Genomic DNA, 12,839 nt, shown 5'->3' on the forward strand with positions numbered 1-12,839 from the left:
CCATAACGTCAAGTTAGTAAGACCCCTTGAAGACGACGAGGTAGATAGGGCAGAGGTGGAAGTGTGGTAACACATGGAGCTGACTGTTACTAATAGGTCGAGGGCATAACCAGAACAGGTGATAGGAACAAGATGGATGAAAAAACTTTGTATGCAGTTTTGAAGGTACATGATATACGGATATGGAATGAGAGACGCGCTTGAGAAGATTTCTTAAGCGCGTTTTAATATTAATTATGTTTGTACAGAATGCGTTGCTGTTCACAGGTACTGTGAACAGTAACCAGAATGCTTTTCTTTAACATTTTTTTACTTAAATTGCGTTTACAAAATTCTTGCATTATGTTATAAATAGATGAACTATAAAATAAGAAATAAGAAATAAGAAGGAGGCGAATTATATGGACAGTTGTGATAGTCGAAGTCGAAGTACATCTAACGATGGAAGAACACTTGGAATATCTTTCAAGTGTCTATAGGTGCGCCAATTATAATAATTATTAATCTAAGCCTTTTCCATCGTTACCAGAGTGTCACAACCGAAGCGTTGTACTGCATTTAGCGGTGGATTTTTTATGCCCTTTTTTGGGGAGAAGGAGGCTTAAGGTGAAAAAAGAAGTATTAAAAGAACCGATATATGTAGAAGAAATTGTTGATATTATCAGATCAGGATTATCAAATGAAGAGATAAAAGAAAAACTTGATGATTATCATGACAATGATATTGCACAGAGTTTAGAGTTGCTTAATAAGTCAGAAAGACTTCATCTTTACAATATACTTGGTTCTGAATGGATGTCGGAGATTATTTCATATGTTGAAGATCCCGATGATTATATTAAAGAATTAGGAATCTATAAGTTGGCAGAGATTATTAATGAAATGGATGCCGACGATGCGGTAGATCTTCTGGAAGATATTGATGAAAACGTAAAAGTTAAATTGAGATCGATACTTGATGAGGATGTACAGGCAGATATCAGATTGATCAATTCTTATGATGATGATGAAATAGGTAGTCTGATTACAACTAATTTTATATGCATTAAAGATAATCTTACAATACGTCAGGCAATGCATGAACTCGTACAGCAAGCAGGAGAGAATGATAATATTGCAACGATATATGTAGTTGATGAAGAGGATCATTTTTGTGGAGCAATCGATCTTAAAGATTTGATTATCGCACGAGCAGGAATGGCATTGGAGTCGCTGATAAGTTATTCCTATCCTTATCTTCGTGACCACGAAAAAATTTCTGAAAGTATTGAAAAGATAAAAGATTATGCTGAAGATTCGCTTCCTGTGCTTAATGATGAAAATAAGATAATCGGTATTTTGACAGCTCAAGATGTTATCGAGGCAGTTGATGATGAATTGGGTGAAGATTATGCAAAATTAGCCGGATTGTCAGCAGAGGAAGATCTTCAGGAAAGTACAAAAGACAGTATGAAAAAGCGTTTACCGTGGCTTGTTATATTGCTTTTCCTCGGAATGCTGGTGTCTTCGGTAGTGGGTGTATTTGAAGATGTTGTAGCAATATTACCAATCGTTATATGTTTTCAGTCATTAGTTCTTGATATGGCTGGAAATGTCGGTACACAGTCACTTGCTGTTACAATCCGTGTGCTTATGGATGAAAATTTAAGTGCGAAAGATAAGCTGCATTTGACATTTAAAGAAGCAAAAGTAGGATTTAGCAGTGGATTGTTATTGGGAATGCTTGCACTTGTATTTCTAGGGGTGTATATATACTTATTTAAAGGATATTCATTGGGACATGCATTTTTAATATCCGGCTGTGTAGGGGCATCGTTGTTTTTAGCAATGATAATATCAAGCTTAGTTGGAACATTAATACCATTGTTTTTCAACAAAATTAAGATTGACCCGGCAGTTGCATCAGGTCCGCTTATTACTACAGTAAATGATTTAGTGGCAGTAGTTACTTATTATGGTCTTGCATGGATTTTATTAATAGAGATTATGCATATAGCATAGTAGATAATATATCAGATGTGAGATGACTCCCACCTCTGTAGGTGGCGAGTAACAAATCAGTATCAGTGGTGGGAGTCAATCCCCCATCTGATATAGCCTCCGGCAGGAGTGCAGAGATGCGCAGAAGAAGTATGTCATGCATTGCATGACGCGCATCTCGTAGCAAGAATGCAGAGGCATTCTTGAAAAAAGTAAGCAGTCGAATTTAAAAAATTTCCACTGCTTACTTTTTTAGTAATATGATATGAAAAGAGTGTATTTGAAAGGGATAGGATATTATCGTTTCATTTCCAGTCCATTGTCACCTTCTTGATGAGTTTTAATCATTTCTTCTACTTCGCAAAGTGTCATAGAGGGAAGGTCTCCCGGAACAGTATTTTTTAAAGCACTGACAGCGTTACCATATTGCAAAGCTTTTCGCGTATCATTTTCAGAAGTAAGCAATCCGTAAAGAGCACCGGAAATATAAGCGTCTCCGCTTCCGATACGGTCGACCACTTCGATGTCTTTGTACATTTCTTCCTTAACAAAAGTCTGTTTTTTTGCATCATAAATAACAGAGCCAAAGGAATGTCTTTTTGGACTGTGAACGATTCGTTGTGTGGCTGCGACAACGGAAATCGGATATTCATCGGCGAAACTTTTCATAACCTCTTCAGGAGTGCCTTCTTTTAAGAAGGTCAGGCGTGCAGTACTGTCAGAGCAGAAGAAAATATCTACGATAGGAAGAATTTCTTCTATACAAGCCTTGGCTTTGGCACCGCTCCAAAGATTTCCACGAAAGTTTACATCAAATGAAATTAAAGCACCGGCTTTTTTGAAACGCTTCATCATTTCAATAGCAGCTTTGCGTACTTGTTCATTTAAAGCAAGTGTGATTCCACAAGTATGGAAACAACGGGTAGATGAGTACATTTCCTCCGGAAAATCATCAATTGAGAGGCTTGTCATCGAACTATGTTTTCGATCATAGACAATCCCTGGTTTACGAGGTGCGGCACCGGTTTCGTAATAATATACACCGAGACGGGCATCAGCACTGTTATCATGAGACAAATATTCATCAGATACATTTTGAAAATGCACTTCATTTCTTGCAAGCTGACCGATTGCATGAGCTGGAATTTTTCCTACCAAACCTGTTTTCAGTCCAAGCTGTGCAGCTCCGGCAGCAACATTAAATTCTGCACCACCAATATTTTGTTCAAAAATCTTTGTTCTTGACATTCTTTCGTTTGCCTGTGGAGAAAGACGAAGAAGAAGTTCTCCAAGTGTGAGCAAATCATATTTTTTAGACATTGTGTTAACCTCTCTTAAAATAATTACCTGTATGTTATAACTTATCCGCGGATAGATTTTGCAATTGTGACTGCTTCTTTAGAAAGCTCGCAGATCTTATCAAATTCTTGATTCTCTACCAATGTATTTTTTACCATCCAGCTTCCACCACATGCAAAAATTTTATTAAACGCAAGATAGTCTTTTACATTTTCCGGATTAATACCGCCGGTTGGCATAAATTTAACCATAGTGTAAGGCGCAGCCATAGCTTTGATCATTGGAAGTCCGCCGGCCTGTTCTGCAGGGAAAAATTTCACAACTTCAAGCTCGCGTTTTACAGCTTTGGCAACTTCAGATGGAGTAGCACATCCAGGAAGAACTGTGATTCCTTTTTCCAGGCAGTAATCTACGATTTCTTCATCAAATCCAGGACTTACAATAAACTTTGCTCCTGCATTAACAGCTCGGTCTACCTGCTCTGTAGTGAGAACTGTTCCCGCTCCGACAAGCATTTCAGGAAAGCTTTCGCTCATAATGCGAATAGATTCTTCTGCTGCTTCTGTACGGAAAGTTACTTCAGCACATGGAAGACCACCGTTACAAAGAGCTTCGCCCAGAGACTTTGCATCTTTAGCATTTTCTAAAACAACGACAGGTACGATCATACATTTTTCAAGCTGATTTAAAATATCATTCATATTCTTAAAATCCTCCAAAATCATTTATTCTGATTTTCTTATTATGAGTTCATCTTACTGATTTCAATTTGAAAAAACAACATGATTTGAAGAAATGTTCATGATATTGCATGATAAGGTCAAAATATTCAAGATTTTCTATAAGAAAAAACAAGAAGCCAGAAGAAGAGAGGTGGTAAAATACGATTACATTGGAAAGACTAACTATTAACGAGGAGAAGAGACAATGAAAATCGGAGTAAGAGCCCATGATTATGGAAAAATGAAAATTGAAGAACTCGCACATACATTACATGAACGAGGATATAACTGTGCACAGTTGGCATTACCAAAAGCATTTGCAGAAATTGACAGCTATGACGATATTACAGTGGCACATCTTGATAAAATACGTACAGAGTTTGAAAAGCATGAGATTGAGATACCGGTGTTTGGATGTTATATGGATTTGGGAAATCCAGACGATATGGTCAGAGAAAAGGCAGTAGAGACATTTAAAAAGTGCCTGGCATACAACAAGGAGCTTGGAGCAACAGTTGTAGGAACAGAGACAGCATATCCACATCTGAGTAAAGAAGAGAAAAAAATATGGTATCCGCATATGATAGATAGTGTAAAAAGAATTGTGGATGAAGCTGCAAGATTAGATGTAAAAGCTGCAATAGAGCCGGTGTACTGGCATCCACTTGAAAATCTGGAGGAAATTTTAGATGTAATGAATCAGATTCAGGATGAAAAACATTTGCGAATGATTTTCGATGCATCTAATTTGCTGGAATTTCCAGATACTACAAATCAGTATGCATATTGGAGTGAATGGCTTAATGAGGCTGGAAAATATATTGAAGCAATGCACATTAAAGATTTCAAATTAGATGAAAACGGACAGTATTGCCCGACACTTCTTGGAGAAGGTGTGATCCAGTATCAGGCAATATCCGAATGGCTGCATAAGAACAGACCAGATATGTATCTGTTAAGAGAAGAGATGAATCCACAGACAGATAAAAAAGATATCGAATACCTTAAAAATCTATAAACAGAGTTGTTTATGGTATACAGTATCCGTTTACGGATTTATCGGTAATTCGGAAGGTGCAAAAATATGACCGGATTTACGATATTTTAAAGGAGTCATAGTTGTATAGGTTTTAAATATTTTTTCAAAATGTGTCATACTTCCAAAACCTATCCGGCCGGCGATTTCAGAGATGCTCAAGTCTGTTTCTGTAAGATACCACTGAGCTTTCTGAACACGATGGATATTTATATATTCATTGATAGAATAGCCGGTGACTTCTTTAAATAATCGGCAGACATAATATTTACTTAAGTAGAATCGCTGAGCAATTTCTTCCAATGACAATTGCTGTTCACAATTCTGGGAAAGATAATCGGCAATTTCATAAACATGCTTGTATTTCCCATCAGTCGGAACCTGTGGTTCTTCGCCATGGCTATTTCCCAAGTCACGGGTAAGGGAAAGTAAGTAGTTGATGACTGCAAGTTCTACGGCATGTTTGTATGCGTGTTGGCGCTTTGCACATTCCTGTTTAAAATAGTAATACAACTTCATAAAATTATCTTGTTGTGCCGGAGTCAGATGGAAGACTCCGGTATGTTTATGAAAAAATTTCACCAGCTGCAGGGATGGATAAGTATTATCAATCTCCTGCATTTTTTCACTTGTCACATATAAAATAATTCGATTATGACCGGAAGTATCGTTGGAAAAGGACTTGGTCATATGAATCAGATTACTGTCGACCAAGATTAAATCTCCTTTTTTGGCAGCGAAGCTTCGGTTATTAAAGAAAAAAAGTCGTTCGCCTTCTAAAATGTAAAAGATTTCATATTCATCGTGAAAATGTTTTACCCTCATATCAAATTTCCCATATCGAACCATGTGCTCAAGAGAAATTCCATCAATTGAACAATAAGATGTTAGCTTTTCCAAAAAAATGTACCTGCTTTCTAAAGAAAAAGAGTCTATAATAGTTTCAAAATTGTTAATATGCTGTATATAAACAGTGATAAAAAATTCTGTCTAGAATCATCTTACAACAAAAGAATGATAAATTCTAGACAAAAATGAGTGCAATATAAATTGAAAAAATGGATATAACAGCAATATTTGAGTAAAAATGCACCTATGTATGTGCTAAAATGCAAGCCATGAAAACGTGCACAAGATAAAAAAACCATTCATTCTTATGACCGGTTAAAAAGAATGAGGGCAAAGTTAGGAAGGCTTTAGAGAAAAGGAGAGTAACATGGGAAGCATAAAGAAAAAGATTGGGATCGCAGTATCCGCAGTCGGATTGTGTATAGTTGCAGCAACATTTGTGTCAGTTGTAAGAGCTAACAGTACGGATAAGGTTGAAATCAGACTGGCTCATAACCAGGCAGCAGGTTCAGAAATTGCAGATTCTATTGCAAAGTTTTCTGAGTTTGTAGCAGAAGATGATTCTATGAATCTGGATGTAAATATTTACGCAAGTGGTGTTCTTGGATCTGAAAAAGAAGAAATAGAGATGGTTCAGGCAGGAATCCTGGATATGGCGAAAGTAAGTTCAAATACATTGGGACAGTTTGAAGATCGTTATTCTATTTTTGCAGTACCATATTTGTTTGTGGATCAGGATCATTACTACACAGCAATGGAAAAAAGTCAGGAAGTAAAAGACCTGTTTATGTCAACAGAAGATCAGGGCTACATTGCAATTGGATACTATGCAAACGGTGCAAGAAACTTTTATTTGAAAGAGGATGTGGTTTGTGATAACCCATCTGTGTTAAAAGGTAAAAAGATTCGTTCTATGCCAAGTTCAACATCTATGGAAATGATTCAGGCAATGGGCGGTTCTCCGGTGCCAATGGCAGGAAGTGAAACATATACAGCACTTCAGCAGGGAATCGTAGACGGAGCTGAGAATACAGAGCTGGCATTGACAGTAGATGCACATGAAGATTTGGTTTCATCTTATACATATACAGAGCATCAGTATTCACCGGATATTTACATTATCAGTACAAAGAAATGGAATAGCCTGACAAAAGAGCAGCAGGATTATCTGGTTGAGTGTCTTGAGAAGACAAATGAAAACTTTAAGAAGCTGTACAATGGAATGATGGATGAGGCTATAGAAGAAGCAGAAGAACATGGTGTTCATGTTTATCGAGACATTGACAAGAGTGCTTTCATTGAAGCAGTACAGCCAATCCACGAGGAGTTCTGTGGAAAAGGCAAGGATTACCAGGCACTTTATGATGACATTCAGAGTTACGCAGAATAGGGGGATGAACAATGAAGAAATTAAATAAAGTTTTGGAATACATTCTGGCATTCCTTGTTGTAGTAATGGTTGTCGGATGTTTCTGGCAGATTTTTACAAGATTTGTTTTAAATAATGCAAGTTCATGGACAGAAGAACTTTTGAGATACGCACTAATCTGGCTGACAATGCTAGGAGTTCCATACGCATACGGAAAAGAACAGCACATTTCAATCGGATTTATTACAACTACATTTACAAAAAAAGGAAGTTTAAGAAATAAGATTTTTATTGAGATTCTGGTTCTCTTCCTCAGCGCATTCGTGTTAATCGCAGGTGGAATCATGGTAACAATAAATGCAGTCGGACAGTTGTCACCGGCTATGGGAATTCCAATGCAGTTTTATTATGTCGGAGCACCAATCTGCGGAGTATTGATGATCATTTATTCCGGAGAGCGTCTAATCCGTTTTGTGAAAGAGTTAAAAGAGACAAAGGAGGAGAAATAAATGCAGATAGAAGCAGCAATCGTACTGGTTATCGTATTCTTTTTCCTGTTGGCAATGAGCGTTCCAGTATCGTTCAGTATTATTTCAGCAGCACTTGTTACTATTGTTATGTTCCTAAATCCACAGTTTGGAATGTTTATTTCCGCACAGAAGCTGGTAAGTGGAATTGATAGTTTTACATTACTTGCAGTACCGTTTTTTATCCTTGCAGGTCAGTTGATGAGTAGTGGTGGTATTGCGAAACGTTTGATTAATTTAGCAATGTTGATTCTTGGAAGAGTTCCGGGTTCACTGGCTCTGACAAATGTTGCTGCAAATGCAATGTTTGGTTCTCTGTCAGGATCAGGTATCGCTGCTGCAACAGCAGTAGGTGGAGTTATGGGACCTCTTGAAAAAGAAGAAGGTTATGATGAAAAATTCTCAGCAGCATGTAACATTGCAACAGCACCTGTTGGACAGTTGATTCCTCCAACAAATGCATTTATCGTATATTCAGCAGCAAGTGGTGGAGCAGCAGTAGCTACATTATTTATGGCAGGATGGATTCCAGGATTATTATGGGCATTCCTTTGCATGATCGTAGCATTCATTTATGGTAAAAAACATGGTTATGTAGTTAAGAGAGAAAAAATGACAGCAGCTGTTGTCGGCAAAACAATTTTAGATTCTATCCCAAGTTTATTGTTGATCGTAATTATTATCGGAGGTATTTTATCAGGATACTTTACACCAACAGAGGCTTCAGGAGTAGCTGTAATTTATGCATTTATTTTATCAGTATTTGTTTATAAGAGCATTAAACTATCAGAGATTAAAGACATTCTGGTAAATGCGGCAGTGACAACAACGATCGTTATGTTAATCATCGGTGCGTCTTCTGTATTGTCATTTGTACTGTCCTTTACAGGACTTCCACAGGCAATCAGTAACCTGATGCTTGGAGTTTCAGATAACAAGATTGTGATTCTTCTTATGATCAATGTAATTCTCTTGATCGTAGGAACATTCATGGATATGGCACCTGCACTTTTGATCTTCACACCAATTTTCCTTCCGGTTATCACAGCAATCGGTATGGATCCGATCCAGTTTGGTGTAATGATGGTAATGAACCTTTCAATCGGTACGATCACACCTCCTGTTGGAAGCGTATTGTTCGTTGGATGTAGTGTGGCAAAATTAAAAGTAGAAGATGTTATCGGAAAATTGATCCCATTCTTTGGTGCAATTGTAGTAGCATTATTATTCGTTACATTTGTACCGGCAATCAGCACATGGCTGCCAACAGTTCTGGGACTCATGTAAAGGAGTTTTATAAAATATGAATATAAAAGAAACAGAGTTGAGAAAAAAATTAGATCTTGTGATTGAGAAGCTTTTAAATCTGGAAGGACCGGATAATGAGAAGGAACTTTCAGATGGAGGCGAAGCAATCGGATTTTTCAAACGAGACTTTGGAATCCGTGAGTGGGACTGGCCGCAGGGTGTTGGATTGTACGGATTGTTAAAAATCATGGAATATGATAAAAATGAGAAATATAAAGAATTTCTTCAGGATTGGTTTGTGGAGAATATGGAACAGGGACTTCCATCCAGAAACATCAACACAACAACACCGCTTCTGACTTTGGCAGAGCTCAACGAGTATTGTCATGATGCAAAGTTTGAGAAACTTTGTCTCGATTGGGCTGATTGGCTGATGAACTGTATTCCAAGGACAAAAGAAGGCGGATTCCAGCATGTGACAAGTGCAAACGGAGATCGTCAGGGTGTGCGCCTCAATGAAAATGAAATGTGGATAGATACGTTATTTATGACAGTTCTTTTCTTAAATAAAATGGGACAGAAATATCAGAATGAAGAGTGGATCAACGAAGGAATTCATCAGGTATTGATGCACATTAAATATCTGTATGATAAAAAGAGCGGATTATTTTATCATGGATGGACATTCAATGGAAATAATAACTTCGGTGGGATTTTCTGGTGCCGTGGAAACAGTTGGTTTACATTAGGAATCCTGGATTACATTGATATGTTTAAAGGGACATTGAATCCGGGAGTAAAGACAATTATTGTTGATACATATAAAGCACAGGTAAAAGCACTTAAGAAATTGCAGGCTCCGAGCGGACTGTGGCATACAGTCCTGACAGATGCAAGCAGTTACGAGGAAGTATCCGGTTCAGCAGCGATTGCATGCGGTATTTTAAAAGGAATCCGTATGGGAATTCTGGATGATTCTTATCTTCCATGTGCAGAGAAAGCAATTAAGGGAATTATGAAAAATATAGACAAAGACGGAACAGTTTTGAATGTATCCGGTGGAACAGGAATGGGAATGAATGCAGAGCATTATAAAAATATTCTTATTGCACCAATGGCATACGGTCAGTCGTTGACAATCCTTGCACTTGCAGAAGCATTGTTACACTTATAAAAATAGAAAAGATTTTCAGCCATACAGCATTTTGTCTGTATGGCTGAAGTGCATTGTAGAGATTCAAAATCAGACAGGAGGAGTGGAGATATGTTGAGATTAAGAAGAGATGTCATGTTATTTCCGGGAGGAAAGCAGAAAGCATTTACAATGAGTTACGATGATGGAGTTACGCAGGATGAACAGCTGATTACATTAATGGAACGATATGGAATCCGAGGAACATTTAACTTGAATCCAGGACTTATGGGAGATAATGACTGGCTTGTTCAGGGAGGCACCGGAGTAAATCATAATAAATTTTCTAAAGACAAAATCGCGGAAATATACAAAAATCAGGAGATTGCAGTACACAGCATGACACATCCGGATTTGACGAAAGTTCCTGTTGGAATGGTATCCTACGAGATTACAGAGTGTAGAAAAGAACTGGAAGAACTGGTGAAACATCCGGTGACCGGTATGGCATATCCGTTTGGAACTTGGAGCACCGAGGTAGAGCAGGTGGCAGGACTTTGTGGGATTACATATGCGAGAACAACAAAACCAACATACGCATTTTCCATGCCACAAGATTTTCTGGCGTGGCATCCAACCTGTCATCATACAGATTCGAAAATGTTTGAGCTGTTGGATGTGTTCTTAGAAACGATTGATCAGGAGCGATATGTAGAACCATGGCTGTATTATCTATGGGGACATGCGTATGAATTTGATTCCTATAATCAATGGAATGAAATTGAGAGATTTTTAAAGACAGTGGGAAATCGTGAGGAAATCTGGTATGCGACAAATGGAGAAATCTGTGAATATATCAATGCTGTGAAATTATTGGTATATTCTGCAACGGGTGATTATATTTATAATCCATCGTGTATTGATGTATGGATGCAGGTGGATGGGAAAGCATATGAGATTAAAGCAGGAGAAACAATTGAAATTGAATATGAACATCGATAAGAAGTAGGTTGATTTTTACGAGAGAGAATTCAATCGCAATAGGGAAGGAGTAGAATATGGAACGTCATGCGGCAGCAGTAGCAATAAATGAAGGAAAAATGAATGAGTTCAAGAAGAAACTAGGAGAAATCTGGCCTGATTTGACAGCATGGCTAGATAAGAATAAAGTGGGGAACTTTAGTATCTGGAATGCAGAAAACCTGATGTTTGTATATGGAGAGTGGCAGGATGGCGCAGCGTATTGTGTCGATGACGAGATACGGGAGATTGTGTCAAAGCTCGATGATACATTTACATGGATATCGACACCGGGGGAAGACATGCGATTAATGTATCACAACTTTGGAATCGTTCGTGAGAAGAAAGAACTTATCCGTCACAGAGTATTTATGACAAAACTTCATGATGGCTGCGAGGAAGAATATAAGCGTCGTCACGATGCACTGATTGCACAGCGAGGGGATACGATTGATCCGGGACCGAACAGTAATTTTAGTATCTGGAGTGCCGGCGGATATATTTTTGGATATGATGAGATCGATATTACGATGGAAGAAGAGGAAACAAGCGAGGCTCATGCAAATGCAGTTGTATGGGAGACACGCCAGCTTGAGATTATGGACTGGATCACAAATGATGTGGACTGGCTGACAGGGGAGCATCATGTGAGTAGCGTGAGGTTGGCGTGGCATAATTAAAAAATTATGGGTAACTATCCAGTCACCCATAATATTATGAATTAAACTGGGCATATTTCTTCGGAGATATGCCCACTGCTTTTGTAAATGCCTTTAAGTAATTGCTATAGTCATTAAATCCGCACATCTCGCATGCTTCAGTCACACTGTATCCCTGACTAAGCAGAGATTTTGAAAGGGTCAGTCGTTTTGCAGTGATGTATTTATTGATCGTCGTTCCGGTAGCTGCTTTAAAAATACGACAGATATAGGAACTGCTCATATAAAAATGTGCCGACAAATCTTCTAAAGTCAGAGGTTCTTTTATATGAGAATTAATATAAGAAAGAATTTCATCCACTTGCGTATGATATTTGGATGTTGATTTTTCAGCATCATTTTTTATAGTAGCGGCACCTCTGTTTTGGAATGTCTGATTTAAAAATACCATCAATTCAAGAAAAACTGCTTTATCTAATAAATCTTCACCAATTCCTTCGTTTGATTGAAATTTATGAATAAAATAAATGAATCTATTCTGCTCTTCCGGTGTTAAATGAACACAGTGAGGCATATGGGTATCTCGAAAACTGAAGCAATGGTTTAGGTCGGTGTTTGGGGTAGAAAGTTGTGTCAGGTAATCCGGGTCAATAGATAAAATAATTCTTTCATGAGTTTCCTGATCAATCTGAGTTAAATGATGGCTTTCAAATTGATTGATCAAAAAAATATCACCGGGATGGATGTCATACAGACAATTATCAATCAGAAATTGTTTGCCACCGGAAATCGAATAATAGATTTCATAACAATTGTGAATATGCATATCCATAATTTTTTCATCACTATATAAGTGAGCAAATGCAAAAGAATGTGTGTCGATACAATTTTTCATAGATTCTTTGCATGTAGAACAAGCTTTCATTGGGTTAAACCTCCTTTTCTTTTGAATAAATATACGAATAATATTGCAATGTTTGAACAAATTGAGTCTATAA

Annotated in this window: 12 protein-coding genes and 1 rRNA gene; 9 read left to right on the forward strand and 4 right to left on the reverse strand. The window is 37.6% G+C overall.

The genetic code is table 11. The annotated features are described in order from the left end of the window. Positions 1–113 (forward strand): 23S ribosomal RNA (locus D8Q48_RS12950); the annotation flags it as partial. 493 nt (positions 114–606) lie between these two features. Then, positions 607–2,001: a magnesium transporter gene (gene mgtE, locus D8Q48_RS12955; RefSeq protein ID WP_121056728.1), complete on the forward strand. Its 1,395-nt coding sequence runs from the start codon at positions 607–609 to the stop codon at positions 1,999–2,001. 276 nt (positions 2,002–2,277) lie between these two features. On the opposite strand, the gene D8Q48_RS12960 is transcribed toward mgtE, so the two are convergent. Further along, positions 2,278–3,300 carry a sugar kinase gene (locus D8Q48_RS12960; protein ID WP_121056730.1) on the reverse strand — a complete coding sequence of 341 codons (1,023 nt, stop codon included), beginning with the start codon at positions 3,298–3,300 and terminating at the stop codon, positions 2,278–2,280. 41 nt (positions 3,301–3,341) lie between these two features. Further along, on the reverse strand, positions 3,342–3,980 hold the full coding sequence (locus D8Q48_RS12965) for a bifunctional 4-hydroxy-2-oxoglutarate aldolase/2-dehydro-3-deoxy-phosphogluconate aldolase (protein WP_121056732.1): 639 nt from the start codon (positions 3,978–3,980) through the stop codon (positions 3,342–3,344). A 226-nt stretch (positions 3,981–4,206) separates the two neighbouring features. Here D8Q48_RS12965 and D8Q48_RS12970 point away from each other — a divergent pair, with 226 nt between their 5' ends. Beyond that, entirely contained in the window at positions 4,207–5,019 is an 813-nt protein-coding gene (locus tag D8Q48_RS12970) for a sugar phosphate isomerase/epimerase family protein (RefSeq protein WP_121056734.1), read from the forward strand. Positions 5,020–5,049: 30 nt separating this feature from the next. Here the strand turns inward: D8Q48_RS12970 and D8Q48_RS12975 are convergent, their stop codons facing one another. Beyond that, positions 5,050–5,937, reverse strand: coding sequence for an AraC family transcriptional regulator (locus D8Q48_RS12975; RefSeq protein WP_117992036.1), 888 nt, complete (start codon positions 5,935–5,937; stop codon positions 5,050–5,052). Positions 5,938–6,253: 316 nt separating this feature from the next. Here D8Q48_RS12975 and dctP point away from each other — a divergent pair, with 316 nt between their 5' ends. From dctP to D8Q48_RS13005, 6 genes are all read left to right on the forward strand, one after another. Beyond that, the gene (dctP, locus tag D8Q48_RS12980; RefSeq protein WP_121056736.1) at positions 6,254–7,276 is read left to right on the forward strand and encodes a TRAP transporter substrate-binding protein DctP; all 1,023 of its coding nucleotides are present in this window, start codon (positions 6,254–6,256) and stop codon (positions 7,274–7,276) included. A gap of 11 nt (positions 7,277–7,287) precedes the next feature. Then, positions 7,288–7,764: a TRAP transporter small permease gene (locus tag D8Q48_RS12985; RefSeq protein WP_117992038.1), complete on the forward strand. Its 477-nt coding sequence runs from the start codon at positions 7,288–7,290 to the stop codon at positions 7,762–7,764. After that, positions 7,765–9,069 carry a TRAP transporter large permease gene (locus D8Q48_RS12990; RefSeq protein ID WP_022074708.1) on the forward strand — a complete coding sequence of 435 codons (1,305 nt, stop codon included), beginning with the start codon at positions 7,765–7,767 and terminating at the stop codon, positions 9,067–9,069. Between the two features lie 16 nt (positions 9,070–9,085). Next, entirely contained in the window at positions 9,086–10,204 is a 1,119-nt protein-coding gene (locus D8Q48_RS12995; RefSeq protein WP_022074707.1) for a glycoside hydrolase family 88 protein, read from the forward strand. Between the two features lie 90 nt (positions 10,205–10,294). Then, a complete protein-coding gene (locus D8Q48_RS13000; protein WP_172697012.1) occupies positions 10,295–11,164 on the forward strand; it encodes a polysaccharide deacetylase family protein in 870 nt (289 codons plus the stop codon). Positions 11,165–11,220: 56 nt separating this feature from the next. Then, positions 11,221–11,862 (forward strand): L-rhamnose mutarotase, encoded by a 642-nt coding sequence (locus D8Q48_RS13005; RefSeq protein ID WP_118688957.1) that lies wholly within the window; start codon positions 11,221–11,223, stop codon positions 11,860–11,862. Positions 11,863–11,896: 34 nt separating this feature from the next. Here D8Q48_RS13005 and D8Q48_RS13010 read toward each other — a convergent pair whose 3' ends face one another. Then, complete coding sequence (locus tag D8Q48_RS13010; protein WP_022074704.1) at positions 11,897–12,766, reverse strand: AraC family transcriptional regulator; 870 nt, start codon at positions 12,764–12,766, stop codon at positions 11,897–11,899. Positions 12,767–12,839: the final 73 nt, after the last annotated feature.

This window comes from Ruminococcus sp. B05, from assembly GCF_003628495.1.
Taxonomy (GTDB): domain Bacteria; phylum Bacillota; class Clostridia; order Lachnospirales; family Lachnospiraceae; genus Schaedlerella; species Schaedlerella hominis.

Excerpts from the sequence above, each read along its gene's own strand:
- D8Q48_RS12960 (WP_121056730.1), bottom strand. The coding sequence starts at position 3,300 with ATGTCTAAAAAATATGATTTGCTCACACTTGGAGAACTTCTTCTTCGT.
- D8Q48_RS12965 (WP_121056732.1), bottom strand. The coding sequence starts at position 3,980 with ATGAATGATATTTTAAATCAGCTTGAAAAATGTATGATCGTACCTGTC.
- D8Q48_RS12970 (WP_121056734.1), top strand. The coding sequence starts at position 4,207 with ATGAAAATCGGAGTAAGAGCCCATGATTATGGAAAAATGAAAATTGAA.
- dctP (WP_121056736.1), top strand. The coding sequence starts at position 6,254 with ATGGGAAGCATAAAGAAAAAGATTGGGATCGCAGTATCCGCAGTCGGA.
- D8Q48_RS12985 (WP_117992038.1), top strand. The coding sequence starts at position 7,288 with ATGAAGAAATTAAATAAAGTTTTGGAATACATTCTGGCATTCCTTGTT.
- D8Q48_RS12990 (WP_022074708.1), top strand. The coding sequence starts at position 7,765 with ATGCAGATAGAAGCAGCAATCGTACTGGTTATCGTATTCTTTTTCCTG.
- D8Q48_RS12995 (WP_022074707.1), top strand. The coding sequence starts at position 9,086 with ATGAATATAAAAGAAACAGAGTTGAGAAAAAAATTAGATCTTGTGATT.
- D8Q48_RS13000 (WP_172697012.1), top strand. The coding sequence starts at position 10,295 with ATGTTGAGATTAAGAAGAGATGTCATGTTATTTCCGGGAGGAAAGCAG.
- D8Q48_RS13005 (WP_118688957.1), top strand. The coding sequence starts at position 11,221 with ATGGAACGTCATGCGGCAGCAGTAGCAATAAATGAAGGAAAAATGAAT.
- D8Q48_RS13010 (WP_022074704.1), bottom strand. The coding sequence starts at position 12,766 with ATGAAAGCTTGTTCTACATGCAAAGAATCTATGAAAAATTGTATCGAC.